Annotated in this window: 4 protein-coding genes; 3 read left to right on the top strand and 1 reads right to left on the bottom strand. The window is 37.8% G+C overall.

Going from position 1 to position 4,593, the window contains the following annotated elements:
- Positions 1–127 precede the first annotated feature (127 nt).
- Entirely contained in the window at positions 128–448 is a 321-nt protein-coding gene (locus tag ACUVXA_RS16680) for a hypothetical protein (protein ID WP_445872418.1), read from the bottom strand.
- Positions 449–1,321: 873 nt separating this feature from the next.
- On the opposite strand from ACUVXA_RS16680, the gene pyrE reads away from it, so the two are divergent.
- The 3 genes from pyrE to ACUVXA_RS16695 all read left to right on the top strand — a co-directional run bounded on the left by pyrE (position 1,322) and on the right by ACUVXA_RS16695 (position 3,723).
- A complete protein-coding gene (gene pyrE / locus ACUVXA_RS16685) occupies positions 1,322–1,930 on the top strand; it encodes an orotate phosphoribosyltransferase (protein ID WP_445872419.1) in 609 nt (202 codons plus the stop codon).
- An 11-nt stretch (positions 1,931–1,941) separates the two neighbouring features.
- Complete coding sequence (locus tag ACUVXA_RS16690) at positions 1,942–2,316, top strand: hypothetical protein (protein WP_445872420.1); 375 nt, start codon at positions 1,942–1,944, stop codon at positions 2,314–2,316.
- A 354-nt stretch (positions 2,317–2,670) separates the two neighbouring features.
- The gene (locus tag ACUVXA_RS16695) at positions 2,671–3,723 is read left to right on the top strand and encodes a hypothetical protein (RefSeq protein ID WP_445872421.1); all 1,053 of its coding nucleotides are present in this window, start codon (positions 2,671–2,673) and stop codon (positions 3,721–3,723) included.
- Positions 3,724–4,593: the final 870 nt, after the last annotated feature.

Genomic DNA, 4,593 nt, shown 5'->3' on the forward strand with positions numbered 1-4,593 from the left:
GCGGATTTTTGTTCTCCACGCTGATTGCCGACTTGGTTCTTGTGGGCATATGGTTGTAGCCTTGTATTAGACGTCTCTGCGGATGTTTGGGTTCATGATTAAAGTCCAAGAATGGTATTATTTATCATTAAATCTTTCTACTGTTGTGAACCCCCAATAACACCGCTAATAACCCCGGTAGAACAATGGCTAGAACCACTTTGAAGTGCTGTGACTTGAGGCTGAAATCAGCGTTCTTATACTTGTGGTGAAATATGGTTCCCGTTAATCCCCCCAGTGCCTGTGAAACCAATATGCCGGGAATGACTGCCAACGGACTAAAACCTACGGTGATCAGAATCGGACTCAGAGTCGTCCCATACATCATACCCAAACCGGAATCTATAATCTCCGCCAACAAAGCCATAATAACAATAACAATTAACACATACACCGTGTACTCAACCATCCACATCATCTCTTACATGGAATCCGTTCACAAACATACCATCGAAAAACCGTAACGTATCCGAACAATATGGCTTGACCGAAACCCCCACAGCTAAGGAGTTCTGCCGAATGCTGAAAAGCTTTGGCGAAATCCCTGAACTTTGGACTCTGAAAGCTTTTCACCTTTAGAAGTTATTGTTACACTTGCTATTGTATTTCTCCAACTGGTTTCGGTTTCAATCAAGGACCAGATTGGTTTATAATTAAATATAATTAGATATTAATTAAATATAATTATATATATAAGCATATTCCCAAGTTTAGTACATGAAAAAGGCTTCGAAGCTCGCGATATATCTATCTCCTCATAATATCTTAAGTTGAAGTTCAGCTACCAAGAAGAAAGAAAATTTACTGCTTTGCATGGAATTTCCCTCAGATAAAAAGTGATAGGGAAGTGGCACAAAGTAAGGGATATGTATTTTTGATTTTGGGTATGTGAAAGAGTCCTGCTTAACTCCCATAATAGGGTTTGGATTTGGAAAAGAAGGCTTAATAACGCCCCCTTTACAAGCAGCCAACAAACAAAAACACATACCCCCATGCAAAAAACATAACTATTACATCGTGCGTAGGGAAGTAAAGGTAAAGAATTTATATAAGAAGTACGGTAGATATATTACCATAAAAGGGAGGTACATAGATTCATATATACTTTCAAATTACTAGATATATGAATTACCTATAACTTTGTCATTTAATTTATATTTTCGTTTAAAATAATACGGCATGAAACTTTAAAAAGACTTAAAAATAATATACTGTAACTGTTCTGAATAAATACATATAGCATAAAAAGTATATTGGATTCTGATCCATAAAGGTGAGATATATGGGGTTTGATGTCCTCAAAGAGTTCGCATTAGACGAGAGCGAAAATGCGAGTGGGGCGTATCAGGAAAGGGAAAGACTCAAACAAATTATAAGAGACAAGTCGCTTCTAACTGCTGAGGTAAACGGATTTGAGTTGGCTTCGGGTGGCAAAAGCACTTATTTTTTCGACATGAAGACGGTCTTATTAGACCCTGAGGGAGCAAATCTAATAGCCAAATGTTTGTTTGAAAAAATTAAGGACTGTGATGTCAAATATGTGGGAGGATTAGAGGCTGGGGCTATTCCCCTTGTTACCGCTCTATGCTTGATAAGTTGGAAATCCAGTAGACCATTATATGGTTTTTTTGTTAGAAAAGAGCCCAAAAAAAGAGGAACAAGAAAAACCATTGAAGGCAACCTAAAAGAAGGCGAAAAGGTGATAATCGTTGACGACGTCACCACCAAGGGAGGCTCTGTAATTAAAGCAATAAAAGAAGTTCAAAATCTCAACTGTAAAGTTGCCAAGGTGCTATCAGTTGTCGATAGAGAATCCGGAGCACATGAAAATTTGAAACAAATGGGCGTGGCTTTCGACGCATTGTTTAAAAAAAGCGAATTCGGAGTCTAGGCGGAAAAACCATGAACAACAAGAAAAGTATTAAACAAGAGATCACGCACATAAAACAAACCTACCTACAACACGCCTCTTGCAAGACAATAGGAGGTCATCATCCTCTTAGTGAGTTATCACAGAAAATATGGAAAATTATAAATGACTCACCTAAAAAATACGTAGTACCTCTCTTCATTCTTTCAGAAATATTCAGCAACATAGCTGAAGATCAATACGAAAGAGAGGTTACGCTCGATGAATGCGAAAAACTTTACGAAAAACTCCACAACTTTATATTAAAAACGATTACAGACATTGAGAAAAATGCAAAAGAAAATGCCTTATTGACAGACTGCACCAATTTAGTTAAAGCCTATATAAATGCGATGCAAAACGAATAACAGGCTTTAACCCCATCAATATTTCATACTCTTCTTCTGCTTTATCCGAATAATTCTGTAATTAAATATAATTACTTCTTCAGATAGCTACAATCACTAATAAGTTTTTCCCCCCATCAACACAAAATTTCCACACCCTAAAAAAATATTGGAAAACCAAAACCATACTTTAATATCTAAAAAAGGAAAAAACGCTCATCAGAAACACCATCAAACAACTTTAGTCTTGTCAAAGAAAAACTCAAAAAACCACTTATAAAAAAATAACAACCCCTGTAGGTTACCAGTCAAACAGAAAAGGATTCACCGAACAAAACGCAAAATTTATTACAACTATAAAACAAATCAAAAGGCATGAATCCCATACTCACCGCTCTCAAGAAACTCACTGAAGACCCAAAATACATGAGCCTATTCACACTAATAGCCATGCTTTTAATATTCTACCCAACCACAAACTATGCATTTAATCCCTACTTCCTATTGATAATCACCCTCAACCCCTATGATGGGAAATGGTACTCATTCTTCATAAACAACAACATCATATTCACAGGAGAATTCGCAGTCAAAACCCTAATCTTCACCACCATACTATCCGCAACAGCACTAGTCTCCATCAAAATCTCCCAAACCCTAACCAAAAACACCCTAAAAGAATCTGAAGAAGAAAAAAACAGCACAAAAATAATCCAACACTGGAAAATCAACAAGAAAATCGCCTCAACCGCTCTAATCCTACAGTACCTAACCCTAATCGCACTAATCGCCCTAACCTTCCTAGTATGGTACGGAATGTTCCTACAATACACCACGACATTCCTAACTCTTACAAGATACTCCATAATAATAATCTCCGCTCTGGGTATCCTGTACTTGCTCCACCCCATACTCGACAGTGAGGAAACCCTAAGCCAAGCCTGCCTAAACATAATCAGCAACATCAAAGAAGGATACCAAGAAGAAGACATCAAAAAAATCGAGCAAGCACACTTCATGCTATACATCCTACTAAACCACACCCTGTCAAAAAACATGAAAGAACTAGAAGAATTCAACCTCGAACCCCCCCTAACCACACTATACCTCGCCCTCCTACAAAACGAAAAAGAACCCCTAAACCGCGCCAAAACCATCACCACCAACCTCCTAAAAGCAATAAACCAAAAGAAAACCCAAGACATCCTAAAAAACCTAAGTGAAATCGACAAAAAACTGGGCGACGTTCAGGAACTGGCAAAAACCATGGAGATCAGCGTCCACTACCCCAGCCTCACCCTCTACACGTTCAACCCCTCCAAAAAAACCAGCCGACTAAAAACAATAATCCCCCTAATAACCCAAATACCACCAGCAGTACTCATCTTCCTAGCAAAATGGCTATACTACACCACATTCCAACTATAACAAAAAACACACCAAACAACGAATAGAAAGACTCCAAAAAACAAATAACAACAAAACTATAAACCAACACCAATCAACACACAACCCCCCCATTTTCCCCCAATTCGAAACATCCAAAACCAAACAATTTTTCAAAAAACACATAAGCCCCACATTTAGAAAGCATAAGAAAAATTCTTTTTCTCCCCACTTCCTATGGTTTGGCGAGTGTTAGGGCAAAACAGTGTTCGAAAAATTTTTTTGGGAAATGTTTGCAAGGTTTTAGGCTAATTTAAACGATAAAATAAAAGATGGTAGCAACTACATCAGTACACTAGGAAGGCGACCGCAAGTGGAACCGGGTTCTCCACTCGGTCTACAATATCATCCATCGTCCAAGTCTTATTTTAGGAAAAGAAGCCCAAAGAAGCCCTTCACCATTAACTTCAAAAAGAGAAAAAGAGTCTCCAAAAAACTACACCTTCACCAACAAGAAGCATGGCGTCGGGCAATAGTATACACAAACAATAAATACGTCTTTTGCCATTTTTTTAATTAAGCAAGTGTAAAATTCCCAAATGGGGAAAGTAAGAATTATTACAGAAAGCAGTACTTGAAAAAGCGATTCTCAGAAAAATAGTGAACTACTCTCAATGGTGGAAAGATTTGTTTCACACTATAAATAGAAAGCACACATTAGGTTTAGCGCTTATTCTATTCTTGACCATATTAGTAGCGGCGCCTATCCTAGCATCAAACAATCAAATACTTGCTCCATTTAACCCTCTTCTCAATCCAAATTCCCCGGTCAACTCTAAGGATAATCCCGGCCCCGTACCGTAGTCATTCAGCAAAGTATTTATCTATTGATATGTTGAATTTGTAGCCTTT

The organism is Candidatus Jordarchaeum sp. (assembly GCF_052745115.1).